This is a genomic window from Thalassotalea sp. 1_MG-2023 (assembly GCF_030546745.1).
Taxonomy (GTDB): Bacteria; Pseudomonadota; Gammaproteobacteria; order Enterobacterales; family Alteromonadaceae; genus Thalassotalea_C.
Genome location: NZ_JAUOPD010000005.1, coordinates 25646 through 49546, shown reverse-complemented (window position 1 = coordinate 49546; position 23901 = coordinate 25646). Strand labels below are relative to the sequence as shown.

Below are 23901 nucleotides of genomic sequence, written 5' to 3'. Positions count from 1 at the left end.
GCAAATTACGCGTAACCTTTTGCTTATGTAGAGTAATGGCGTGTAATTTGCTATGTAATTTGCCATTAGTCATGAAGAAATTAGTTCATGGTAATTAATGTATTCTATTTTGATAGGCAGAGGCGATAAAATGGAAATAAACGACAGTTTTTTAACTTCTCAATTTGGCGAGGAGTATTTATACCTAATCAATAGAAACGCTTTTGAAAAACAACCCTCTCAAGCAGTCTTTGAGAATTTATACGATGAAAAACTGCAAGCTGAAGAACGATTCTACATAATTCTTGGCACCGATTCGGGCTTATTACTCGATCATGTCGCTCAACTCGATAAGCCTGTTGATACTCGTTATTTATTTATTGAATTACCAGCAGTCATCGAACGGCTAAAACAAAAAAACAAACTTGACGAGTTACCTGATTACATCACTATTACCACCATTGATAAATGGAAAGAATGCGCTACAGCGTTTGGTATGGACTTATATTTGTATAAAGATTATTGTCAGTTCATTAAGTCGGTTGCCGCCATCGACTCATTTGTTCCAGCATACAATGCCGCCATTTTACAATTCGAACAAGAATTTCAAAGCTACCGCTTCATAACACGGGCAACGCTTGGTGTATCTCCTTTTATGAGTCCACAGTTAATGAATATCTGTGAAAATCAAACACCTGCGTTAGTTTTTAAAAATAAATTCAAAGGCGATACTTGTATCATTCTTGCTGGCGGCCCTTCATTAGATGAAGATATAGAATGGGTTAAAAAACATAAAGACCACGTAGTGATCATTGCTGTATCGCGAATCGCAAGAAAACTTAATCAAATAGGGCTTATCCCTCATATTGTCGTTTCCGTTGATCCGTATGAAATAAGTTATGACGTTAGTAAAGAGTTGCTGTTGTTTCCTTCCAACGTGCTATTTTTGCACTCCAACAGCGTTACGCCATTTTTGTTGGCTCAATGGCACGGTAAAAGTGCATACCTTAACCGAAGATACCCTTGGGATGAAAAAGGTGATGAGAAAAACCTAAAATCTGCTGGTCCAACGGTGACTAATACTGCACTAAAAGCGGCTGTAGACATGGGGTTCAGTAACATTTTATTATCGGGTGTTGACCTCTGTTTTTCTGAAAAAGGGGTTACTCATGCCTCAGGAAGCAATGAAGCAAACATAGGCCCGACACTTGGACGCCCAGGCACTTGGGTGAAAACTTATGCTGGAAATACCGTTGAGACACTTATTGTTTTTGGCACTGCTGGCGAGCGTTTATCTGAAATCGCCGAAGAGGCTAAGAAAACAGATCAAGCTGTTTATAACTTATCCGCAAATGCAGCTTGCTTACCACACATTGAACACGTTCCTACTTCCGCACTGTCTTTTACGCATGACAAAGAACACTATGCAGATAAAATTCTCAACTGTATTCCTAATATGACAACAAGTGAAGTACAGCATGATTACAATGTAGTGAAAACAAATGTTAAAAAAGTACTCGCTGACGTTAAAGATATAAAAAGGCTTGCAGAAAAAGCATTAAAAGCAAATGAGCAACTCTTTAGCGAAAAAGGGAATGAAAGCGAAAATTTCAAGCATAAAATTGAGATGGATAAAATTGAAAAGAAACTAGATACAACGTTCAAACGCACGTCGAAATTCATTAAAAACTTTGGCATTGATAAGTTCATCAGCTCAGCCCAAGCAAACTCATCTGATGAATGGTCTGATGATAAAGTAGAAAAAACAGGTAAGCTCTACTATCAAGCCTATATTGTTACCTGCGAAAACCTCATCATTTTACTTGATAAGTCATTAGAAAGAATTAAAAGCAGAATAGAAGAACAAAAACCCACTCCACGTTTATCAATAATGTTTGCGCAGTGGGAAAAAGATAGAGTGTTCGGTAGAGCGCAGTATTGGTTAGAAAATACTCACGTTGATCAAAGCACGTTCACCGGCGAAGAAAAATCTATGTTTGAACGTTATGCAACAGTACACTCTGCAGATATCGATAACGTTGAAACAAAACATTTAACCCGCACCAAAAAAGAAGCTTCTCTAGATGGGGTTAAACGTAAAATCATCACTTTATTTCATCAAAAAAATATCGATGCATTAACAACATTAATTAATAGTTTAAAGATTTCAATGGAAACTGAAGAGCGAGCTAAAGAATTGTATAATTTAGGATTAGCTTACTGTTCAATCTTAACTGAAAGCTATCAGGATGCGTTATATTATTTTGAACAGCTGCCTCCAGAAAATATTGAAGAAGATGAACTTCAGCAAATTGCAGGTATTGCATATAAGCTTAAGGATTACGATTTAGCAAAAGCGTGCTTACAAGAACTTTCGGTATTGTCGATAACTTATTTACCGCAATTTGCTAAATTATTACGGCTTTTAGGGGATGAAAAAGTTGCATTAAACTATTTTCACCAATGTATTGAGCAAGACCCTAAAAATGCGTTTTTATGGAATGGTTTAGGGGAGTTTTATTTCGATGGGAATGCGTTTGATTCAGCAAAAATAGCATTTGAAACTGCCCTATCAAGTGCGCCGGATGATAAAAAAGCGAAAGAGTTTTTACAAAAACTCAATGCTTCACAATAAAAGGTGCGATAAAGCTAAAGAATAAACGCATCAGTGACGATATATAGGTTGGTATTGTTTGCTAACCTTAACAGTTAATACTCATATTTAAGACAACCAACAGGAGCGACCATGAGCGATTTATTAAAAGGTAATTTCACCACTAAAAAGCAAGTCACTAAGCCAAATGAAACCAAGGACAGTGACACATTAGAATCTACGTTTAAAAAAGCAGCTCTAAACTCTATTGGAGGCAGTATGGTTTATGTTGAACGCACCGATTTAACATGGGACGGCGAAGACTAAACAAGTAAAAATATTCGTTAAGAGAGTGCAGAATGACGCAAAGCGACATGAATGAAAAATTTGTTGATGTAGTTTCCAAAATTACTGAAATTGGTAAAGATTGGCATAGCCAAGATCTTGTCACTAATGCTATGGCTAATTTACCCTATACAGAAAAAAGTTTTAAAGACTTACCGCCTCTATCTGAAAGCAAAAGAAACTCTGCGATTATTGTTAGTGCAGGCCCAAGCTTACATAAATTTGATGTATTAGCAAAATTAAAACAAAGCAACTATCCGGGGGCTATTGTTGCCATTGATGGTTCATTAGTTAAGTGTTTAAAAAATGGTATTATTCCTGATTATGTTTTAACACTTGATCCGCACCCTACTCGCATCGTTCGCTGGTTTGGTGATAATGAATTTGAAGAAAACACTCGAAATGATGATTACTTCTCACGTCAAGATTTAGACGTGGAATTTCGGAATAATTCCATCAAAGAAAATCAAGAAAACATTGATTTAATTAACAAATATGCACCACAAATAAAGCTGATCATATGTTCTTCTGCACCTAAAAATGTTGTAGAACGAGCAAAAGATGCAGGATTTGATATGTACTGGTGGAATCCGATCGTTGATAACCCAAAAGATCCGGATAGTCTCACTCGTCAAATTCATCAAATAAATAAAAAATCTTGTATGAATACCGGTGGTACAGTCGGTACTGCTGCATGGGTATTTGCCAATGCGATATTAAAAGTGCCCACCATTGCTTTAACAGGCATGGACCTTGGATATCATAGCGAAACACCAATTGAAATGACCCAAACTTATTATGAGTTGCAAGAATTTGCGAATACGCGAGAAGAATTAGAACAACTGTTCCCCACGTTTATATTTCCATTATCGAATGAACAATTTTATACCGACCCAACCTATTTTTGGTATCGGAATAACTTTTTAGATTTATTCTCTCGTGCATCAGGAAAGACCTACAATTGTTCAGAAGCTGGTACGTTGTTTGCAGATAATTTACCCTGTATTACTTTCAATCAATTTCTCAATAGCGAGCAATAATTATGGCTAAAATACTGTTTATAAACCCCGTTGTTCGAGAAGAAGATGTGCCTCGCCATATACCTTATGGTATTGCATTACTTGCCGCTATTGCCATGAAAGAAGGTCATCTAGTACAAATTTATGATGCGAATGCCCATCGATTACCGTTAGAAACCATTATCGAGGTTTGCCAAGCAGATGAATGGGATGCTATTTGTATTGGTGGCTTAACAACCACTTACAATTACATTAAAAAATCCTGCAAACTTATTAAAGAAAGCGCACCAAACGCTCAGCTTATTGCTGGCGGCGGCTTTTTAACTTCTATGCCTCATGAAATTTTCGAATGGATCCCTGAAATTGACGTAGGTTGTATCGGCGAATCATTTGTCACCTTCCCTGAAGTACTCAAAAAAATAGATAATAAAGATTTTAACTACTCAGACGTGCTTGGTGTCATTCATCGAGATCTTACTGGAAAAAGTTTTTTAACCAATATCAGACCAAACATTAAAGACTTAGATACGTTACCTTGGCCTGCATGGCATTTATTCCCATTAGATATCTATTTTGCCAATTCCTCAAACTTATTTAGTGAAGAATCATTTACTTCAAAACGCCGTATGGACATTAACGGCAGCTTTGGCTGTGGATTAACCTGCAAGTATTGCTGGCACTTAGGCACAACTGGCGACATGCTTGTTGAAGAAAATGACAACGGTGAAAACGATGTAGTATTTACCTATGGCCGTAACATTCGGTACCATAGCGCTGATTATATTGTCAGCATGGTTAAACACTTATATGAAGAATATAATATTGATTTTGCTGCTTTTATTGATGAAAACCTCATGACAATGGATGTGGCCAGTAAAGGCACTTGGCTAAAAGAGTTATGTAAAAAATGGATTGAAGCAGGCTTACAGCCTACATGTCGGCAACAAGGTATCCCTCACGATGAAAACTGTAAAGGTGTACATTGGAACGGTACTTCACATGCGGGTTTACATCGTCCAGAAACGTTAAAATTAATGTATGAAGCTGGCTGCACACACTTAGTGTATGGTTTAGAATCGTTTGATCCCACGGTGTTACGTAACCTTGGTAAAGGCTCAAACGCACGTAAAAATAAGCAAAGTATCGCAACCTGTTTAGCTTCTGGTATTAAACCTATTCCAAATATCATCATTGGTTTTCCTGAAGAAAGCTTTGAGAGCGTCAGAAATACAATTGAAGCATTAGTTGAGCTAGGCATTACCGCTAAACCGCATTTTGCCACTGCTTACCCAGGTTCTGAATGGTACTATGCCTACAAAGATTCTATTATGGAACAGTATGATCAGGACCTTGAGGCGTATATTATGGATCTAGGTGATGCGAGTAAGATCACAGCAACCATTAGCCATGAATTTTCACCAATGCAGTTATTAGGTCTTCAACAGATTGTTTATCTAAAAGATCTTCGATTATTAGATTTATCAGAGCAGCATTGGGCACCTGTGCAAGAAAAACTTGCGCCAGTGATCCAGCCTAAAATGTCTTTTAATTTAAAAACCGTAAAAGAAGCAGGCCCGCTTGCGAGCTAACATGCGTAATCAACACAATAATAATCTACTTTACAATGATGTAGGCAAACATTCATGGCGTTAAACAATCAAACCCGTATATTGGTCACTGGGGCAGATGGCTTTATTGGTTCTCATCTTGTCGAAATGCTGTTAGCGCAAGGTTACCATGTCAAAGCGTTGGCACAATATAATTCATTTAACTATTGGGGTTGGTTAGAAGACATTGCTCATCATGACAACCTAGAGATTGTGTCAGGCGATATACGCGATCCGCATTTTTGTCGCCATATTACCCAAAACATAGATATTGTTTATCATTTAGCTGCGCTCATTGCGATACCATACTCGTACGTAGCGCCTGAAAGTTATGTGAGCACAAACGTTACCGGCACCTTAAATATTTGCCAAGCGTGCCTTGATAATAACGTTTCGCGCATTATTCATACTTCCACCAGCGAAGTTTACGGTACCGCACAATATGTTCCTATTGACGAGAAGCACCCGTTGCAAGCTCAGTCACCTTATAGCGCTTCAAAAATTGCTGCTGATGCAATGGCAATGAGTTACTTTAATGCGTTTAACCTGCCATTAACTATCGCTCGACCTTTTAATACTTATGGTCCAAGACAATCAGCTCGTGCGGTGATACCGACCATAATTAGCCAAATCGCTAATGGTGAATCACAAATTAAACTTGGTGATGTATCACCAACGAGAGATTTTAATTATGTTACAGACACTTGCAGAGGCTTTATTGCATTAGCGAACAGTGAAAATGCCATAGGAAAAACCGTCAACATCGGCTCTAACTTTGAAATAAGTGTTGGTGATACGTTAAATATGATCAAAGACATCATGAACAGTGATGTTGAATTTATCGTCGACCAAGAAAGAATACGCCCTGATAAGTCAGAAGTGTTTAGATTATGGTGTGATAATACTTTGATTAACTCACTTACCGAGTTTTCGCCTGAAATCGATATAAGAACAGGATTAAGCAAAACAATTGCCTGGTTTTCTAAACCGCAAAACCTCGCGAAGTATAAGCATTCAATTTATAACGTGTAGGATGAGTGAACCGCATGAAAAAAATAGCTGTTTTTACGGGCACTAGAGCAGAATACGGATTGCTATTCGGCTTATTAAAAGCAATAGAATCATCTAATGCAAGCCTAAGTTTGCTTGTCGGCGGAATGCATTTATCATCAGAGTACGGTGATACAGCCTCTACCATTGAAAGCGATGGTTTTGAAATTACCGAACGACTAGATTACCTGCTGTCATCAAGTTCCCCTGTAGCAATTAGTAAATCAATGGCATTAGCTCAAATTGCTGCCGCAGAATGTTTCTCAAGAATAAAACCAGATATACTTGTAGTTTTAGGCGATCGTTTTGAATCGCTAGCTGTTGCTCAAGCTTCAATGATTGCACAAATTCCTATCGCACATATTCACGGAGGTGAATTGACACAAGGACTTATTGATGACCCTATTCGGCATTCAATTACCAAAATGGCTCAATTACATTTTACATCGACTGAAGTTTACAGAAAAAGAGTCATTCAATTAGGAGAGCAACCCAGCAGTGTATTTAATGTTGGAGCGCCCGGTATAGATAATATTGCAAACCTTTCATTACTATCATTCGAAGAACTAAATATTACACTAAATAACAAATTGTCTAAGCCTTACTTTTTAGTGACATACCATCCTGTAACGTTAGAGAAAGAAGGGGGTATCACGGCGATGAACAACATGTTAAAAGCGCTATTAGCATTCCCTCACCAAGTTCTTTTAACCTACCCAAATGCAGATACATTTGGAAAAGAACTACTCACTGAATTAACAGACTTTGTTAAAAATCACCCTAAAAAATTTATAATAAGCGAATCTTTAGGGCAAAGAAGATACTTGTCAGCATTAAAGCACACAAGCGCCGTAATTGGGAACTCATCGAGTGGTCTAATAGAGGCCCCTTCTTTTAACGTACCTACTGTAAACATTGGTAATAGGCAACTTGGGAGGATCACAGGGGAGTCTGTCATAAACTGTGGCGAATCAAGTGATGCAATTCAGCAAGCCATTTCTCAATCACTGTCACCAAAATTTAATGATAAAATAAAAAAAATTAAGAATCTCTATGGTGATGGAAAAGCAAATGAGCGTATATTGTCGGTTTTATTAAACTACTCCCATTCTTTTTCAACTCAAAAAACGTTTTATGACATCTAAAAGCCCTCTTAATATCGTATTTATTGGTTGTGTAAAATTCAGCCACACCATGCTTAAACAGTTATTAGAGACTAATGAATTAGCAATTAACATTTGCGCCATAGTTAGTAAGTCGGCATCTCCATTTAATAGTGACTTTCAAAGTTTATTACCATTAGCAAAAGAGTACGACATTCCCTGTTTGGACTATAAGAAAGACACAAAAACACTTATTAATTTTCTAAGCCAATATGAATTTGACGTTATTTATTGTTTCGGCTGGAGCGAACTTTTGTCAGAAAAGTTATTGCACTCTTCTCCACTAGGTGTAATAGGGTATCACCCAACAAAACTGCCTAAAAATAGAGGGCGACACCCTATTATTTGGCCACTTGTACTTGGCCTATCAGAGACTGCATCTACTTTCTTTATAATGGATAAAGGTGCAGATTCAGGCCCAATTGTTAACCAGCAAGATGTATCTATTGGTTTAGACGACGATGCCACCAGTCTTTATAAAAAATTAACAAATACAGCTAAGAAGCAAATTACTCAGCTTACTCAAGCAATCATTGACTATGACTTACACCCAATCACTCAAGACTCCTCTCAAGCTACTTATTGGCGACAAAGAACACCAGAAGACGGAAAAATTGATTGGCGGATGCAAGCTTCTGATATTTACAATTTAGTACGCGGCCTTACCAAACCTTATGTTGGTGCAGAATTTATCTTTCAGAAGAAAACATATAAAGTTTGGAGCTGCAAGATTGACGATCTCAGTTATGATAAGTCTTTAATTCCTGGAACGGTGATAAAAAGAATAAGTAATGATTCAATTTGGTTAACCGTAAAATGTGGGGGTACCTCCGCAATTTCATTTCCCTTAGAAAATAGCTGTAATAATTTACAAAAAGGTACAATGTTATGAGTAGAAAAATACTTGTCGTAGCTCCGCATCCAGATGACGAAACCTTAGGATGTGGTGGAACCTTACTAAAGCACAAAGCACAAGGTGACACCATTCACTGGCTTATTGTAACGAAAATGACAGATAAATTGGGCTATTCAAATCAACAGATTACAAACAGAGAAAAAGAGATAAAACAAGTTGCGGATGCATATGATTTTGATTCTATTAATCAATTAAGTTGGCCACCCGCAGGCTTGGATAACATTCCAACGGGAGAGCTTGTTGGTTCTATTTCAACAATAATGCAAAACATCAAACCAAACATAATTTACTTACCTTACAAATATGATGTACATAGTGATCACAAATATTGCTTTGATGCTTCAGTTTCAGCTAGTAAGTCTTTTAGAGCCCCCTTTATTCAAAGTATTCGTGTCTACGAAACCTTATCAGAAACCGATTTCAACCTTGATCCAAATCATGTATTTACGCCCAACTTATGGATCGATATAACTGGGTATTTAGAGAAAAAAATTGAAATAACAAATCATTACCAATCTGAATTCGGCTTGTTTCCTTTCCCTAGAAGTGAAGAAACATTAACTGCTTTAGCACAATTAAGAGGCGCTCAAATCAATTCACATGCAGCAGAATCATTTATGCTTTTAAAGGAAATACAATGAATAAGACTATTATCATTGCAGAAGCAGGTGTAAACCATAACGGCTCTTTAGAATTAGCTTTCCAACTCATTGATAAAGCAGTTGATTGTGGTGCAGATATTGTAAAGTTTCAGACGTTTGTTACTGAGAATTTAGTGACAAAAAATGCTAAACAAGCTAAATATCAAGTTGATAATATTGGCCAAGAAACAAACCAATGGCAAATGCTTAAAGAATTAGAATTGAACTTTGAACAACATATTGCTTTAAAAGACTATTGTACAAACAAAGGAATTGAGTACTTATCAACAGCTTTTGACATAACTAGTCTCAATTTTTTAACTAAAACGCTTCATTTAAATAAACTAAAAATTCCTTCTGGGGAGTTAACCAACTTACCTTTTGTATTAGCGCATGCCGAAAAGGGCTGCGACTTGATCGTTTCTACAGGGATGGCAACTAATAAAGATATTGAACTTGCTTTAGGAGCAATTGCTTTTGGTCTTTTAAATACGCACGGCGAGCCTACAATTAAGGCATTTAATGAAGCCTACCAAAGCCCTCTTGGCAAGGAATTACTTCAGCAAAAAGTCATATTATTACACTGTACAACTGAATATCCTGCGCCATTTGATGAAATAAACTTAAACGCAATGGATAAGATGAAGTCAAACTTTTCTTTGCCTGTAGGCTATTCAGATCACAGTGCTGGAATAGTTGTGCCAATTGCAGCAGTAGCAAAAGGTGCATGCATATTAGAGAAGCACTTTACATTAGATAAAACCATGGAAGGTCCAGATCATAAGGCTTCCGTAGAGCCCGATGAATTAGCCAGAATGATAAAAAGCATTCGAATAACAGAAAAAGCGCTCGGTAGTTCAGTGAAGTCACCTTCACCTTCAGAAATTGAAAACAAGGCTATTGTTCGAAAAAGCATCGTAGCTAAAATAGATATTAAACAAGGTGATTTATTAACACAAGAAAATTTAGCCATCATGCGCCCTGGCACAGGACTTGAACCGAAATATTACTGGGAATTATTAAATACACCTGCGATCAGTAGCTTTAAAGCAGGTGAATTAATTCGAGGCAACGTATAAAGCCTTGTCATATAGCTTTAATTTGGTATATATTTTGCTTCATATGTAAATGATAATTGAAGCAAAAAAGTTAGGGGGTTCAATGAGTCACAACTGGCAAGATGTATTAATACCACCTACTACATCAATGGAACAAACCATCTCCGTAATAGATAAAGGTGCCATGCAATTGGCGCTTGTCGTAGATGAACACCTAGCATTGCTAGGTGTTGTTACTGATGGAGATATTCGTCGTGCTTTGATTCGTCATCAAGGACTAGATACCCCTATTTCAAAGGTCATGAATAAAGCCCCTTTGGTAGCTACTGAAAATACTTCACGCAATAAATTATTAAGCCTGATGAATAATAAAGGTCTAGGAGCAATTCCAATCATTTCTGAAGGGAAAGTGATTGGCCTAGAAACACTGCAACATATCATTAAAAAGCCATCATACGACAACCCAGTTTTTTTAATGGCTGGAGGCTTTGGTACAAGATTAAAACCGTTAACAGATAACTGCCCTAAACCTTTACTAAAGTTAGGCGATAAACCCATACTTGAAACAATTCTCAATAGTTTTATCGCCAGCGGATTTCATCAATTCTACATTTCAACCCACTACATGCCAGAAGCTATTCAAAATCATTTTGGTGACGGCAGTAAGTGGGGGGTAAAAATTCACTACGTTCATGAACAAAAGCCCTTAGGCACCGGCGGCAGCCTAGGACTCTTACCTGATAGCTTACCCGATTTACCTATTATCATGATGAACGGAGATGTACTTACAAAAATTGATTTTGAACAATTATTAAATTATCACAATCAATATGCTCCTATTTGCACAATGTGCGTCAGAGAAGAAGAATATAAAATACCTTATGGTGTTGTAGAAGCCGAAGGCTCAAAAATAATCAGTTTAGTTGAAAAACCAACCCATAAATATTTTATTAATGCAGGTGTATATGTGGTTAGTCGTTCAATGATAAACGCAGTCAATAAAAACCAACGAGTTGATATGACAGACCTTATCGAGAGCTATATCGCTAATAAAGAATTTGTAGCAATGTTTCCAGTACATGAATACTGGTTAGATATTGGAAAGATGGTTGATTTTTATCAAGCACAAAAAGATGTAATGCAAGGTGGAAAATTCTATGGTTGATAAAATATTAGCGATAATCCCGGCACGCGCAGGTAGTAAACGTTTACCGGGAAAAAATAGCAAAATACTTTGTGGCAAACCGCTAGTACAATGGACAATAGAAGCTGCGCAACAAGCACCTGAAATCTCTGACATAGTTGTGAGTACCGACTGTGAAAATATCGCGGATATCGCCAAAAAAAGCGGCGTACCCGTTCCTTTCCTCAGGCCTAAAAGTATCTCTGGCGATAAAGCAACAGCGATAGATGTTGTAAAACATGCAGTTGAATTCTTTGAAGATAAGAATAAGTATTACGACTATATCTTGTGGTTACAACCCACTTCCCCACTTAGAACTAATAAAAATATTTCTGAGGCAATTGCTACACTGCGACATAAAATAGCTAATGGAGTAATCAGCGTCTGTGAGTGTGATCATCCACCTTTATGGAGTAACACCTTAGATAAAGACGGAAACATGCAGAACTTCATCTCATCTTTTGTTAAGAAGAACCCAAGGAGCCAAGCGCTCCCCACTTATTATCGATTAAATGGCGCTATTTATATCGCAAAAATTGAACAATTACTCGAACAAGAGACCTTTTTCTTAGACAGTAATGTGTATTCATATGTGATGAAAAGAGAAGATTCCGTCGACATTGATCATCATTTAGATTTCAAATTAGCAGAATTTCTGTTATCTGAACGTCAACAAAATGACTAGATAAGGTTGGGTGGAGGTAGTGAAATTAAGAAAGCTAAAATGCCGTAAAAATTAGTTATCACTCACTATTTGATAGGTATTCACCGCTTTTTTGGTTTTGGATTGCTTTTGCCCTTCGGCTAACGATTTTGCACGTTCTTTTACAAGTTTATCCACTTGTACTTTATCTTGAGCTTGCACATTGAGTAAAAATTCATGAAGTTTGACTTCATCCGCTTCATTCCCTGCTTGGCGAACTTCATCAGCAAGCCTTTTTAACAGGGTTAATCGAAAAGCGAGTTTTTCTTCTACATGTTCAAACTCATCTTTATCCGTTAGCATCGCTATTTCAGCAGAAAGATCTTCAATCTGCTGATATAACGCAATAAATGACATACTAAGCTCCTACGGCCGCCGTAGTATCATCATTTTTTTGCTTTAGTTTATCTAATCCTTCCTGTTTTGCATCTTCAGGCATTTCTGACCAGGCGCTTCTTACCGGCTTGATCATATCAACCACTTCATCTAACTTAGCGACATTTAACGACGTACTCGCTTCCATCAAACAATCGATACAATAACTGTACATCACTTCGAAATTCTTTGATATTTCAGGTTGGCTATCAAAATCTAGTGACTGAATTAACGCATCTAAAATATTAATCGACTTCGTTAAAGACTGTGCTTTTAGTTCAAAATCTTTTCTTTCTATTGCCCCTCTAGCGGTAGCAATACCTTTTAAAAGACCATCGAACATTAATAAAATAATTTGATGTGGATCAGAAGCTAATATATTGCTGTTGATATCGACCTGCTTATAAGCACTTAAGTTCTTTCTCATGATTATTCTCCTACTGCATTACTTTTCAGTATTTGCATTTTCTTAACTGCTACTACCGGTGTTTGCTGGTTTTAGTGCAGTTTCTAACCAATTCGCTGTGGCATTATAACCAGCAACCGTTGAGTCTAAAAAAGCAAATCGCTGTCTTAAAGTATCTTCGTAATTTCTTAAACGCGCTTCTAAATTATCGTATTCGTCAGAGATATCTGTCAAATCTTCACTTAAATTTTTCTGTCGCTGCGTCAATGTACCATCACTATCATTATAGCTTTCAATTAACGTGGTTAATTGATCGATGACACCATTAGGAGAAGCAAAAATTGCACCAACTTCATCAAGATTATTTTCAAGTGCGTCTGAAAGCATTTCAGCGCCACTTTGCATTGAGCCAACACCTACGGAAGAAACTTTCAATGCACCAAATTCATCAAACTGTATGCCCATGTCGCCTAGTGATTTAATATTACCACTCATGCCTGAAACAGTATTAATTAGAATATTTTTTAATTGCCCATCCATAGAACGTAAATCTGAATCGAAGGCCAATTTACCAAATTTAGCAGAGCCTAATACATCCATACTTTCAGATAAGGCGTTAAATGCACTGACAAACTCTTCAATTAACGCTTTAGGCGCTTCTTGATCTTGGCTGATATTTAACGTTGCTGGGCCAGATGCAGAAACATTGTTTGCGACAATGGTAACGTCTTCAATACTGTTCTTGAATTCATTGGTATCATTGGTGATAAAGTTACCATTACCATCCACTTCAATAATGGCATCTTGTGCATTACGAGTTATTGTTGCATTTGTGGCTAAACCGTCAAGAGCTGCATCACCAGTAGATACAGATAGCTCATTGGCTAAGCCAGTATTATTTGATGTGTAGGTTAAATATGTGCCAGAGTCGCTGTTGATTAAGCTAGCAGTTACACCAAAGTTGTTACTATCAGCATTTATTTTATCGCGAATAGCGGAAAGATCGTCTGTACCATCAATTGTCACATCAAAGGTATCAGCGCCTGCGCCAAAAGTTAATGTGCCTGCGCCGACTGTGGTGGTTGAACTCGCATAGTCTTGAGTTTGTATACGAGTAGCTTGAGCTAGCTGTATAACTTCAATATCAAAACTACCATTACTAGCAAAACCATTGGTGGTAACAGAAATGTCTTCATTACTAGATGAAATTATCTGTTGACTAAAATCATCTACTGACGCAAGTTTTTCAGCAACTGATTGAAAAGTAGAAAGTGCTGATTTAAAAGTACCTAGACCAGAAAGTTCAGCATTTACTCTGTCTTCTTTCTCTTGTAATCTTATTTCAGTAGGGATAGATTCAGCGGTAACAAATGCTTCTATGATAGACTCAAGGTCTAAACCGGAACCAACACCCGCAGACGTAATGTTCATAATACCCTCCTAAAATAAAGTGCGGATTACAATAAAAAAGACACGTTAGACTTTTTCATCAAGAAATATACCAGATTTAAGGTCAATATCTTGACGCAAACCTTTAATTTTTTGAGCTAATTCAATGAGCTCATCAGATGGAAACTGTTTTATCAATTCATTGCTTTCAGTATCGAAGACTTTAATAACCGTTTTCTCAGATTCTTCATCCATTGAGAAATTTACATTGCGATTATAAAGTTGCATAAACTCAGAAATTTCATTGAAGGCTGTTTCTATTTCAGCGTTTGTTTCCTCTTCAGTTTTTACAACTTGAGCTTCTAACTTCTTTTGCTGCAATTCTTCAATATCTTTTAGTTTAGCATAGTCGAGCTCAACAGCTTTAAGTTCAGCTTTTTTGGCTTCGTCGTCTTTACTAACTTTCTGGGGCTGCTGGGCAAGTTCAGAGAATTGGTTTGATGGTCTTGCGTCTACTACAACTGCTTTAACCATAATTTACTCCTACTTTTCATTGGTAAAATGGCACTCGTTGTGAGTGCCATTAACTATCTAAACTATAACTTACCTTTCGTTTATAATAAAGATAATGCTATTTGTGGCTGCTGATTAGCCTGAGCTAACATTGAGCTTGATGCCTGTTGTAGTACAGTGCTTCTTGCCAATGCAGCACTTTCTGCAGCGTAGTCAGTATCTTGAATACGAGATCTTGATGCTGATAAGTTTTGCGACGTATTATCATTACTACGAATGATAGAAGAAAAGCGGTTTTGCTTAGCACCTAAGTCTGCTCGCGTATCGTTAACCGTTACTAGTGCAGCATCAATCTTCGCTAATGATGCAGAAGCAGCCGTTGCTGTTGTCACACCTACGATACTTGATAACACAGAAGCAGCAGTAAAGTTTTGACCGATACTTAACGTAATACCTTGGTTATTATCAGCACCTACTTGGAACACTTTACCTGTGTAAGTACCGTCTAATAAGTTTTCGCCAGCGAAACCTGTATCAGTAGAAATACGCGTTAATTCTGTTTCCAACTCTTGGAATTCTGAATCTAGCGCTGTTCTATCCGCTGCACTGTTAGAACCATTCAAAGCTTGAACAGAAAGTGTACGCATACGTTGTAGAGTATTTGTGTACTCTTCTAATGCACCCTCAGCTGTTTGCGCTAAAGAAATACCGTCATTGGCGTTACGTGAAGCCTGGTTTAAACCGTTAATTTGTGCTGTTAAGCGACTTGAAATTTGTAGACCAGCAGCATCATCTTTTGCACTGTTGATACGCTTACCTGAAGATAAACGCTCGAAATTTGTTGATAAGCTATTCGTTGAATTAGCTAATTGACGCTGTGAGTTGATTGATGCAATGTTACTATTTACTACTAAAGCCATGATTACGCTCCTGGGAAAACCCATTCTAGTTAGTTAATCTATGAGGTTAGTTACATAACCAAGCCCCTTCTGAGAACTTTATCGGTAAATTAAAAATTAACTTTAAACTTTTTTATCAAAAAGACGCATAAATAACGTTATTCATCACTTAAGTTATTGGTTTTTCATAAAATAAAAATATATAAAAAAACCCTCAATTGAGGGTTTTTAAAATAAAATCTTGAACTATGTATATATTACTGTAACAACGATAGCGCTATTTGCGGTTGTTGGTTCGCTTGAGCTAACATTGAACTAGATGCTTGCTGAAGTACGGTACTTCTTGCTAATGCCGCACTCTCATGAGCATAATCGGTATCTTGAATACGCGATCTTGAAGCAGACAAGTTTTGCGCCGTATTATCATTACTACGAATAATAGAACCGAAACGGTTTTGCTTGGCACCTAAATCAGCACGTGTAGACGTTACTACCGCCAATGCACTGTCAATTTTTGCTAGTGCATCAGAGGCATGACTTGCTTCTGAAATACCATCAATACTTGATAAAATTGATAGTGCGGCAAAGTTTTGCCCGATACTGATTTCAATATTTTGGCCATTATCAGCACCTACCTGGAATACTTTACCCGTATAAGTGCCATCTAATAAGTTCTCACCGGCAAAACCTGTATCTGTCGAAATACGTGTTAATTCTGTTTCTAGTTCTTGGAACTCAGCATCAAGTGCTTTACGGTCAGAGTCACTGTTTGAGCCGTTTAACGATTGTACTGAAAGTGTACGCATACGTTGAAGCGCATTTGTGTACTCATCTAGCGCCCCTTCAGCAGTTTGTGCTAATGAAATACCATCGTTAGCGTTACGTGCTGCCTGATTCAGGCCATTGATTTGTGCCGTTAATCGACTTGATATTTGCAAGCCCGCGGCATCATCTTTTGCGCTGTTAATACGTTTACCTGACGACAACCTTTCAAAGTTAGTCTGTAGGTCATTTGTAGAGCCATTTAATTGGCGCTGTGCATTTAAAGATGCGATGTTACTATTTACTACTAAAGCCATTGCTATCATCTCCTAAAAATTTGTTAGGTAGTGGTTCTTGTGCTGATAACAACAAAGTTCTGAACCACGATAATCAAAAAAATTGACAATCACATACCTGCATACGCTGTGCCAACATTACAAATAATTAAATAAACTTAGGTTTTTCACTTGAACAAAGGTTTGCTGTGCGGCCTGTAAAGAAACTTTTGATTGTTCGAATTCTGCGATGGCTTTGGCATAATCCAGATCCTCAATGTTTGAGCGCCCTTTTTGTAGATAAAGCTCAGAATCAAGGTGATTATTTTCCTGATTTTCAATAAGTTGCAATCTAATACCTGCAGTGGTTTGATTCGATACTACTTGATTTAACGCCGAATCAATCTGGCTTAGAATATTATCGTAATCAACTTTATGTTGAGTAGGGTCAGCTGGGTTATTACCTTGAGAGATCCAATCTATCGCCTGTTTCATTGTTTCAAAAACACTCACATTTTGTTGTGGTGTAAGATCAAAGTTGTCACCCGGCAATGGGTTGCCGTCTATCTGAACTTCAACACCATTAGGCAAGGAAACGATTTGCCCCGGTGTATAACCGGCAATACTAGTCATTACATCACCATCGGCATCGGTTACCACTAAGTCAGTAGCCGATACAAAATTGAAGTTATAATCAGGAGGAAAACCTGCACCCGGTGTAACATTATTTAAGCCAGGATTAACAATTTCTGCGCGATTAACACGAATGCCTGAGGTATTGGTATTATAAACAGCGCTATAATCGCCAATAGTATTGGGTGCTTTCATAAAAGCGTCGTCACCCGATAAATTAGTTGGTACATTGACACTTTTCGCAATTTGTAACTGACGTTCTCCACTGTCACCTTGATAAACCACCGAGTTATCTGGCTGAAGACTAAAAGGCTGAACATCTATTTGATAGCCAGAAAAAATATAACCACCTGTTTCATCTTTCAAATTGGCGATATCTAACATTTGCTCTAAACTATCTTTCGCTAAATCTGCTAACGCTAATAAATCAGAGTCTGATTGCGTACCATTTTGAACTTGAATAAATCGTTGTTTAAACGCTTGCATGATATCGGTAGCGTTTGCGAACGAAGTTTCAATCAAGCTATTGCGACTTTCTGCTTGGGAAATATTACGTTTATATTTCTCAATATTAGCTAATTCATCTTTATAGCCTGTTAATGTGCCAAATTGTACGGCATCATCTTTCGCTGTTAATACTCGTTTACCACTTGAAATATACCCAATTTGATCATTAACACCAGATTGCTTATTGCTAAGTTGCAGGCTATTTTGATAATAAAACTGTGCTGTTGATACGCGCATAAATCCTCCTATCTAGCCACTGCTAACAAGGTGTCAAAAATAGTATTCGCCGTTGAAATAATTTGAGATGCAGCCTGATACGCTTGCTGGAAGCGTAATAAATTAGCCGCTTCTTCATCTAAATTAACGCCAGACGTTTCTTGGTTTCGATTATAGGCTTGGGTAAATAACGCTTGAGCGGTATCCGCTACTAGCTCTGCTGATGCTGCTTTTGACCCAACATTTGCAGTTGATACACCTAAGCTTTTTGAAAAAGACTCCCTGCCACCATTAATAACTCCTTGCTCTTGAGTCAACGCCATATCTACAGCGTTACTGCCATTACCAATACCATAAGCATCTTCAATAAAAAATTGCTCAGGTGCATTAGGAGCAGAACCTGATGGCGTTCCAGAAATATTGACCTGAAATTGAGCTGTTGCAGGTGCAGGAGGTAAGTCAACGGTAAAGGTTGCTGGTGGTGTAGGTGGCGTATACGGAATTGGCGCTGATGTCACGCCAAGTTTATCGGTAATCGTATAATTAAAAACACCAACTGGGTTCTCTAAAATATCAATCCTCATCGGCATTTCAGCACGAGCAGCAACAGGGTCAATCATATTTACAATTTCTATTTTACCTGGGCTGACATTATTATCTGATGGTCTGATAGCCACAGGAGTTGCAGCTGCAATGGCTGCACCATCTGTTATTTGAGCTTCAATGAGTGCTGCGCTATTTTCTGTAGGTCTGATAACAAAAGAATCATTGGCACTAGGTGCACCGCCTGTTTCAACAAACTCAAAACCATAAGCTGTAGTATAAGTACCACTACCTGGCGCGCCTAAATTATCAACCGTACCTGTAGTCATATTGCGCATTTGATAGTTTGCACCATCAAAGGTGATTTGAAATTCATCAGCAGGCACTAAACTAATATCACTAATGGATACTTCAGCAGTTAAGTTACCAGCGTTGCCTGTAGGGGTTAACACACGAGCAGCCATTAATGTCGGCGAATTGATATCGGTGAATAAGTTTGCCCCTTGAATTTGATTAAGATCTAGCCCATCAGCTTGGCTAGCATTTAATGTTTCTGAAATGGCCATCGCTAAACGATCAATATCTCGTCTCGTTTGATCTAGGTAGTTATCACGAAAGGTAAATTTAGCGCCTAATTGTCCACCAAGTGTTTTTTGCGACAAGGCCACTGAACCATTAGCACCGACAATTTCTAATGTCGTTTTATTCGGATCAGGGTCACCTGCCAACACATTAACACCTAACGGAGTTAGTCCAGCAACGAGTGTTGCACCACTACCTATCATGACGGTCATAACACCGTTTTGATCCGAAACAGTGTTTACACTGGTAAATTGACTTAATTCACTAATTAACTGATCGCGTTTATCTAACAGATCATTGGGCTGCCCTGCTGCCCCAAAGCCTTTATTATGCAATATCGATTCATTAATTTTAGCCAGCTCATACGAAATCTCAGTAATCTTACTGGCCACTTGATTGATTTCATTGTTAGTAGAGTTCTCAAGCTGATCGAAGTTTTTACTAATCGATTGTAAATCACTTGCCAATATTCCAGCTTGCGTCAATGCAATGTTGCGTAAGCCTAAGTCGCTTGGGTTATCTGCAATACTATTGATAGCAGTGTAAAAACGTTCTATCGATGAAGACACTTGGTTACCAGAAGTACTCATGATCTCGTTTAATTGTGTCAAGCTTGCGTGTAGAGCGTTAGACTCTCCTAGATTTGAGCTATTAAGCAGTTGTTCCTTATATGAAAATTGATTATACAATCGCGTAATATCTTCCACATAAGTGCCTGAACCAAGGAAGTTTCCGCCAAAGCTATCACCTGATAGTGTGGTTTGTTCAGCACGTTGTCTGTTATAACCTTCAGTATTAACATTGGCAATGTTGTGGCCAGTTGTCGCCAACTGTTGCTGTGAAGATAGTAACCCACTAACCCCAGTTTGGTATAAATTGAACGACATGATTGACACTCCTACAGAGATAAAACAACTTAAAAATTAAGGTTTATTTACTTAATAAGCTGGTTACTCTACGTAGTGTCCCCATGATTTTTGTAGCATATTGAGGGTCCGTCGCATAACCGGCACCTTGTAAGCTATGCAGGAATTGTTCCACATTACCAACCTGTTGTAATGCACCTTGATAACGGCTGTTTGTTGACAAAAAATCGACATAATCAACAGCGCTTTCCATTAAGTTGTTATATACCCTGAACGGTTCACGCTTTTTCACCATAGTGCCTTGCTCGTATTCAAGGGTTTCTTTGTGAATTTTATCGCCGCTCCAGCGGTTATCTGCCTTGATATTAAACAAGTTATTTGAACTAGTACCGTTCTCTTGTTGAATAATTTTTTGTCCCCAGCCCGTTTCAAGCGCCGCTTGAGCGATAACGACTTCAAAAGGTACTTTTAACTTTTCTTCCACCAATTTAGCCGGCGCAGTTAAGGCATTAACAAAATCTTCTGGGTGTTCAAAGTTCGTCTGTGTTGAAGTATTAGTTTGCGCTGAATTAGCTGCTGATGGCGTTAAATTGCTGTCAGGAATTTGACGATTCAAAAGCGAGTTAGCGGATAATTCGCTATTTTTCGCTTGCATATCGGTGAAAGAATTCGACTTAAATAATGACTGCGGGGTGAAGTTTTCAGTATCGCCACCTAGTTGACGAACAATTAAATCAGAAAGCCCAAGTGAGCCATTATTCGATAATTCTAACGCTAATTGTTGATCATGCATGTCGCGATAAAACTTTGTTGACTCGCTGTTAAAGGGACTATCAGACTCAAGTACTTCTTGTGCACTACGCATACTTTTAAGCAGCATTTGCATAAAAATCGCTTCAAATTGCTTTGCTGCTTGCGATAATGCTTGCTGTTTATCTTCTTTGTTAGTTTGCTTTGATTGCAAGCGAATATCATTTAAGCCATTCAGGTCTAAATAATTTTGTGCATCACCAATTCGCGTATTCATCATGCAGCTCGCTAAGTTAAATAATAACCAACTCGCCGCGCAATGCGCCAGCTTGTTGTAAAGCTTCTAAAATGGCCATTACATCACCTGGCCCTGCACCCACATTATTCACTGCTCTAACTAACGCATCTAAGGTAATGCCGGGGTTAAAAACAAACATGCGATTATCATTTTGATTCACGTCAACAATCGAGGTTGTTGTGATCGCCGTTTCACCTTCTGCGAAGGCGTCAGGTTGAGTCACCTCTGGGTTTTCATTAATGGTAACGGTAATACCACCGTGAGTAATAGCTGCTGGTAATAAACGTACATCTTTACCAATCACTATTGTGCCTGTTCTTGAGTTAACAATCACTTTTGCAGCTGGTGAATCTGGTTCAAATTCAAGATTTTCTAACATTGAAAGAAACGTTACCCGCTGGCTTGCATCACGTGGCGCTGTAACTTGCACTGATGTTGCATCAATCGCTCTCGCAATAAAGGTTGCTGGATCATTCGGGTTTGCAAACTCACTATTAATGGCTTTTTCTAAGTTTTTGGCTGTCGTAAAATCAGAGTTCCGTAAATTAAAGGTAATATGATCACCCATAGCAAAGGGTGACACCACTTCTCGCTCAACAATCGCACCATTAGCAATACGGCCAACCGTTGGCGTGTTCACTATCACTTTAGAGCCATCTAAACCTTCTGCACCTAAACCACTTACCACTAAGCTGCCTTGCGCAACAGCGTATGCATTACCATCAATCCCCATTAAAATGGTTTGTAATAAGGTTCCACCTCGTAAACTTTGAGCACTGCCCATTGATGAAACAGTAATGTCTATGGTTTGTCCTGGTTTTGCAAATGCAGGTAAATCAGCATGAACAGCCACGGCAGCAACGTTTTTAATTTTGGGTTTTAAATTTTGTGGCATGGTAATACCGAAGTTACTCAGCATCGTTTTAAAACTTTGTTCGGTAAATGGGCTTTGCTCACCAGTACCTGGTAAACCCACAACTAGGCCATAACCCACTAATTGGTTATTTCTAACACCTGCCACATCTACTAAATCTTTAACCCGTTGAGCACTGGCGTTACATGTTGCAACTAACGCAAACACTACGAAAAATCGTTTTAATAAAACAGTCATGTTAATCACCTTTTATAATGGCCACCAAGAGCTGTTAAAGAATTTACTTAACCACCCTTGTTCTTGTACTTCAGCAAAAGTACCCGTACCCGAATATTGAATACGTGCATTTGCTACTTTTGACGAAATAATGGTATTAGCAGACGTGATATCTTGCGGACGAATAACACCGGTTAAACGAATATATTCATCACCTTTATTAAGGGTTAGCCATTTCTCACCGCGGATCATTAAATTACCATTGGGCAATACTCGTAATACGTGTACTGAAATATTACCGCTTAAACTATTGCTTTGATTAGATTTAGAGTCGCCTTTAAAATCCGAGTCTTGGTCTAAACCAAATTGCACAGAATCTCCTTTAAAGGTCAACGGTGCTCCACCTAAACCTACAATAGGGTTTAACGTGTTACTGTTTTCTTTCTTTAATTCTGTTTTGGCATTTTTTTGCGCTTGGGTATTTTCATTTAAAATAACAGAAATTATATCGCCAACACGATGCGCCTTTGAGTCTGAATAGATGTTATTAACATAGTTGGTACGAAATAAAGACCCTGTTGGTACAACAGGCTGTTCATGTATTTCAGGTTGAATAGGTGCAAAATCTGGGTCATTAGGCAATATTTTGGCTTGTTCTACACTCGCACAGCCCGTCAACGTCATCCATGTAACGAGTATTAAGGTTAACTTTTTCATGTGACGTCTCCTACCGATTATAACTGCTGATTGATATAGCTAAGCATTTGATCAACGGCTGAAATAACTTTTGAATTCATTTCATATACTCGTTGGCTTTCAATCAAGTTAACTAGCTCTTCTGTGGTATTTACGTTTGAGGTTTCTAATGCGCCTTGTACCAACATACCAAACCCTTCCAAGCCGGGAACACCTTCTTGTGGTGCACCACTAACAGCCGTTTCAACAAATAGGTTTTGCCCTATTGGCTCTAAGCCCGTTGGGTTAACAAAATTCACCGTATTAATTTGACCTATTACAGCTGGCTCTGCTTGCCCTTGTAATGTGGCTGATACTTCACCATCTTGCGACACAATAATTGATTGTGCATCTGGTGGAATGGTAATTTGTGGCTGCATCAGATAGCCTGCGCCAGGGGTAACAACATTACCCTCTTCATCCATTGTAAATTGTCCATTTCGCGTATAAGACAAGCTACCATCAGGCATTAATATTTGGAAAAAACCTTCCCCTTGCACCATCAAATCAAGGGAATTATCTGTGGTAATCATGTCCCCTTGCGTGTGTATTTTTTGAGTGGCAACGACTTTAGTCCCCGCACCTAACATTAAACCTGATGGCATTTCAGTATCTTGTGCTGAACGACCGCCTGGTTGATTGATGGTTTGATAAAGCAAATCTTCAAACACCGCACGGCTTTTTTTAAAGCCGACGGTACTGGCATTTGCCAAGTTATTTGATATAACGGCAATTTCTTTTGTTTGCGCGTCTAAGCCTGTTTTACTGATCCACAATGCTGGGTTCATAAATCACCTCAATAATT

General features: G+C 38.2%; 23 protein-coding genes. 11 read left to right on the top strand and 12 right to left on the bottom strand.

What is annotated here, in order from left to right:
* Positions 1–130 precede the first annotated feature (130 nt).
* From Q4489_RS05495 to Q4489_RS05445, 11 genes are all read left to right on the top strand, one after another.
* Positions 131–2614 carry a 6-hydroxymethylpterin diphosphokinase MptE-like protein gene (locus Q4489_RS05495; RefSeq protein WP_303477975.1) on the top strand — a complete coding sequence of 828 codons (2484 nt, stop codon included), beginning with the start codon at positions 131–133 and terminating at the stop codon, positions 2612–2614.
* Between the two features lie 111 nt (positions 2615–2725).
* Complete coding sequence (locus tag Q4489_RS05490) at positions 2726–2899, top strand: hypothetical protein (RefSeq protein ID WP_303477973.1); 174 nt, start codon at positions 2726–2728, stop codon at positions 2897–2899.
* A gap of 32 nt (positions 2900–2931) precedes the next feature.
* Positions 2932–3957 (top strand): 6-hydroxymethylpterin diphosphokinase MptE-like protein, encoded by a 1026-nt coding sequence (locus tag Q4489_RS05485; RefSeq protein WP_303477971.1) that lies wholly within the window; start codon positions 2932–2934, stop codon positions 3955–3957.
* A 2-nt stretch (positions 3958–3959) separates the two neighbouring features.
* Positions 3960–5525 carry a radical SAM protein gene (locus Q4489_RS05480; RefSeq protein ID WP_303477969.1) on the top strand — a complete coding sequence of 522 codons (1566 nt, stop codon included), beginning with the start codon at positions 3960–3962 and terminating at the stop codon, positions 5523–5525.
* Between the two features lie 54 nt (positions 5526–5579).
* Positions 5580–6575, top strand: coding sequence for an NAD-dependent 4,6-dehydratase LegB (locus Q4489_RS05475; RefSeq protein ID WP_303477967.1), 996 nt, complete (start codon positions 5580–5582; stop codon positions 6573–6575).
* Between the two features lie 14 nt (positions 6576–6589).
* Positions 6590–7738, top strand: coding sequence for a UDP-N-acetylglucosamine 2-epimerase (gene neuC / locus Q4489_RS05470; RefSeq protein ID WP_303477965.1), 1149 nt, complete (start codon positions 6590–6592; stop codon positions 7736–7738).
* A complete protein-coding gene (locus Q4489_RS05465; RefSeq protein WP_303477963.1) occupies positions 7728–8648 on the top strand; it encodes a formyltransferase family protein in 921 nt (306 codons plus the stop codon). Before neuC ends, Q4489_RS05465 begins: the two co-directional genes overlap by 11 nt.
* Positions 8645–9313, top strand: a complete 669-nt coding sequence (locus Q4489_RS05460; RefSeq protein ID WP_303477961.1) for a PIG-L deacetylase family protein — start codon at positions 8645–8647, stop codon at positions 9311–9313. The genes Q4489_RS05465 and Q4489_RS05460 overlap by 4 nt, the downstream gene beginning before the upstream one ends.
* Entirely contained in the window at positions 9310–10392 is a 1083-nt protein-coding gene (neuB, locus tag Q4489_RS05455; RefSeq protein ID WP_303477960.1) for an N-acetylneuraminate synthase, read from the top strand. The genes Q4489_RS05460 and neuB overlap by 4 nt, the downstream gene beginning before the upstream one ends.
* 82 nt (positions 10393–10474) lie before the next feature.
* Positions 10475–11536 carry a nucleotidyltransferase family protein gene (locus Q4489_RS05450; RefSeq protein ID WP_303477959.1) on the top strand — a complete coding sequence of 354 codons (1062 nt, stop codon included), beginning with the start codon at positions 10475–10477 and terminating at the stop codon, positions 11534–11536.
* Entirely contained in the window at positions 11529–12239 is a 711-nt protein-coding gene (locus tag Q4489_RS05445; RefSeq protein WP_303477958.1) for an acylneuraminate cytidylyltransferase family protein, read from the top strand. Before Q4489_RS05450 ends, Q4489_RS05445 begins: the two co-directional genes overlap by 8 nt.
* A gap of 51 nt (positions 12240–12290) precedes the next feature.
* Here Q4489_RS05445 and Q4489_RS05440 read toward each other — a convergent pair whose 3' ends face one another.
* The 12 genes from Q4489_RS05440 to flgG form a co-directional block, all read right to left on the bottom strand.
* Positions 12291–12614, bottom strand: coding sequence for a hypothetical protein (locus tag Q4489_RS05440; RefSeq protein ID WP_303477957.1), 324 nt, complete (start codon positions 12612–12614; stop codon positions 12291–12293).
* 1 nt (position 12615) lies between these two features.
* Positions 12616–13059: a flagellar export chaperone FliS gene (fliS, locus tag Q4489_RS05435; RefSeq protein ID WP_303477955.1), complete on the bottom strand. Its 444-nt coding sequence runs from the start codon at positions 13057–13059 to the stop codon at positions 12616–12618.
* 42 nt (positions 13060–13101) lie between these two features.
* Positions 13102–14469, bottom strand: a complete 1368-nt coding sequence (gene fliD / locus Q4489_RS05430; RefSeq protein WP_303477954.1) for a flagellar filament capping protein FliD — start codon at positions 14467–14469, stop codon at positions 13102–13104.
* A 45-nt stretch (positions 14470–14514) separates the two neighbouring features.
* The gene (locus Q4489_RS05425; RefSeq protein ID WP_303477953.1) at positions 14515–14961 is read right to left on the bottom strand and encodes a flagellar protein FlaG; all 447 of its coding nucleotides are present in this window, start codon (positions 14959–14961) and stop codon (positions 14515–14517) included.
* Between the two features lie 80 nt (positions 14962–15041).
* Positions 15042–15860 (bottom strand): flagellin, encoded by an 819-nt coding sequence (locus tag Q4489_RS05420; RefSeq protein ID WP_303477951.1) that lies wholly within the window; start codon positions 15858–15860, stop codon positions 15042–15044.
* A gap of 236 nt (positions 15861–16096) precedes the next feature.
* A complete protein-coding gene (locus Q4489_RS05415; RefSeq protein ID WP_303477950.1) occupies positions 16097–16918 on the bottom strand; it encodes a flagellin in 822 nt (273 codons plus the stop codon).
* Between the two features lie 117 nt (positions 16919–17035).
* Positions 17036–18253 carry a flagellar hook-associated protein FlgL gene (gene flgL / locus Q4489_RS05410; protein ID WP_303477949.1) on the bottom strand — a complete coding sequence of 406 codons (1218 nt, stop codon included), beginning with the start codon at positions 18251–18253 and terminating at the stop codon, positions 17036–17038.
* Positions 18254–18261: 8 nt separating this feature from the next.
* A complete protein-coding gene (gene flgK, locus Q4489_RS05405; RefSeq protein ID WP_303477946.1) occupies positions 18262–20244 on the bottom strand; it encodes a flagellar hook-associated protein FlgK in 1983 nt (660 codons plus the stop codon).
* 43 nt (positions 20245–20287) lie between these two features.
* The gene (gene flgJ, locus Q4489_RS05400; protein WP_303477945.1) at positions 20288–21253 is read right to left on the bottom strand and encodes a flagellar assembly peptidoglycan hydrolase FlgJ; all 966 of its coding nucleotides are present in this window, start codon (positions 21251–21253) and stop codon (positions 20288–20290) included.
* A gap of 13 nt (positions 21254–21266) precedes the next feature.
* Complete coding sequence (locus Q4489_RS05395) at positions 21267–22382, bottom strand: flagellar basal body P-ring protein FlgI (protein WP_303477943.1); 1116 nt, start codon at positions 22380–22382, stop codon at positions 21267–21269.
* 12 nt (positions 22383–22394) lie between these two features.
* Positions 22395–23078, bottom strand: coding sequence for a flagellar basal body L-ring protein FlgH (flgH, locus tag Q4489_RS05390; protein ID WP_303477941.1), 684 nt, complete (start codon positions 23076–23078; stop codon positions 22395–22397).
* Between the two features lie 17 nt (positions 23079–23095).
* Complete coding sequence (flgG, locus tag Q4489_RS05385; protein WP_074500738.1) at positions 23096–23884, bottom strand: flagellar basal-body rod protein FlgG; 789 nt, start codon at positions 23882–23884, stop codon at positions 23096–23098.
* Between the last annotated feature and the right edge of the window lie 17 nt (positions 23885–23901).

Bases quoted from the DNA above. Each gene is read 5' to 3' on its own strand.
- Q4489_RS05495 (WP_303477975.1), top strand. From the start codon at position 131: ATGGAAATAAACGACAGTTTTTTAACTTCTCAATTTGGCGAGGAGTAT.
- Q4489_RS05490 (WP_303477973.1), top strand. From the start codon at position 2,726: ATGAGCGATTTATTAAAAGGTAATTTCACCACTAAAAAGCAAGTCACT.
- Q4489_RS05485 (WP_303477971.1), top strand. From the start codon at position 2,932: ATGACGCAAAGCGACATGAATGAAAAATTTGTTGATGTAGTTTCCAAA.
- Q4489_RS05480 (WP_303477969.1), top strand. From the start codon at position 3,960: ATGGCTAAAATACTGTTTATAAACCCCGTTGTTCGAGAAGAAGATGTG.
- Q4489_RS05475 (WP_303477967.1), top strand. From the start codon at position 5,580: ATGGCGTTAAACAATCAAACCCGTATATTGGTCACTGGGGCAGATGGC.
- neuC (WP_303477965.1), top strand. From the start codon at position 6,590: ATGAAAAAAATAGCTGTTTTTACGGGCACTAGAGCAGAATACGGATTG.
- Q4489_RS05465 (WP_303477963.1), top strand. From the start codon at position 7,728: ATGACATCTAAAAGCCCTCTTAATATCGTATTTATTGGTTGTGTAAAA.
- Q4489_RS05460 (WP_303477961.1), top strand. From the start codon at position 8,645: ATGAGTAGAAAAATACTTGTCGTAGCTCCGCATCCAGATGACGAAACC.
- neuB (WP_303477960.1), top strand. From the start codon at position 9,310: ATGAATAAGACTATTATCATTGCAGAAGCAGGTGTAAACCATAACGGC.
- Q4489_RS05450 (WP_303477959.1), top strand. From the start codon at position 10,475: ATGAGTCACAACTGGCAAGATGTATTAATACCACCTACTACATCAATG.
- Q4489_RS05445 (WP_303477958.1), top strand. From the start codon at position 11,529: ATGGTTGATAAAATATTAGCGATAATCCCGGCACGCGCAGGTAGTAAA.
- Q4489_RS05440 (WP_303477957.1), bottom strand. From the start codon at position 12,614: ATGTCATTTATTGCGTTATATCAGCAGATTGAAGATCTTTCTGCTGAA.
- fliS (WP_303477955.1), bottom strand. From the start codon at position 13,059: ATGAGAAAGAACTTAAGTGCTTATAAGCAGGTCGATATCAACAGCAAT.
- fliD (WP_303477954.1), bottom strand. From the start codon at position 14,469: ATGAACATTACGTCTGCGGGTGTTGGTTCCGGTTTAGACCTTGAGTCT.
- Q4489_RS05425 (WP_303477953.1), bottom strand. From the start codon at position 14,961: ATGGTTAAAGCAGTTGTAGTAGACGCAAGACCATCAAACCAATTCTCT.
- Q4489_RS05420 (WP_303477951.1), bottom strand. From the start codon at position 15,860: ATGGCTTTAGTAGTAAATAGTAACATTGCATCAATCAACTCACAGCGT.
- Q4489_RS05415 (WP_303477950.1), bottom strand. From the start codon at position 16,918: ATGGCTTTAGTAGTAAATAGTAACATCGCATCTTTAAATGCACAGCGC.
- flgL (WP_303477949.1), bottom strand. From the start codon at position 18,253: ATGCGCGTATCAACAGCACAGTTTTATTATCAAAATAGCCTGCAACTT.
- flgK (WP_303477946.1), bottom strand. From the start codon at position 20,244: ATGTCGTTCAATTTATACCAAACTGGGGTTAGTGGGTTACTATCTTCA.
- flgJ (WP_303477945.1), bottom strand. From the start codon at position 21,253: ATGATGAATACGCGAATTGGTGATGCACAAAATTATTTAGACCTGAAT.
- Q4489_RS05395 (WP_303477943.1), bottom strand. From the start codon at position 22,382: ATGACTGTTTTATTAAAACGATTTTTCGTAGTGTTTGCGTTAGTTGCA.
- flgH (WP_303477941.1), bottom strand. From the start codon at position 23,078: ATGAAAAAGTTAACCTTAATACTCGTTACATGGATGACGTTGACGGGC.
- flgG (WP_074500738.1), bottom strand. From the start codon at position 23,884: ATGAACCCAGCATTGTGGATCAGTAAAACAGGCTTAGACGCGCAAACA.